The sequence below is a fragment of the Bacillus sp. GbtcB14 genome, assembly GCF_019091205.1.
In the GTDB taxonomy this organism is placed as follows: Bacteria; Bacillota; Bacilli; order Bacillales; family Bacillaceae_G; genus Bacillus_A; species Bacillus_A cereus_AG.
The window spans coordinates 1-278 of sequence record NZ_JAGXJT010000123.1; the positions used below are offsets into that span (position 1 = coordinate 1).

Here is a 278-nt window from a genome sequence, read left to right on the forward strand (position 1 = left end):
TTACGGGTCGTCAGATCGAATCGAAAACAGTAAGCAGAAGTGAAAAAACGCGGCCTCGGCTGCGTTTTTTTGTGTGTTGCCGGCCGCTGTATAGAAAACAGGCGAATGTCCATAATGGTAATGACTTTTAAGAAGAAGGTGCGAATATGGGACATTTACTTACAGTGGCTTGGGAGTTAGTATGCGGTTTGGGTATTTTATTTGTGATTTTAAAATTGCTTGGAAAAACTCAATTCTCGCAAATTACGCCGTTTGATTTTATTTCCGCGCTCATCCTC

1 pseudogene is annotated in these 278 nt (G+C 41.7%); it reads left to right on the plus strand.

From position 1 onward, the window contains the following. Positions 1 to 146: 146 nt before the first annotated feature. Positions 147 to 278, plus strand: a pseudogene (locus tag KVT31_RS29520) (DUF421 domain-containing protein); the annotation flags it as partial.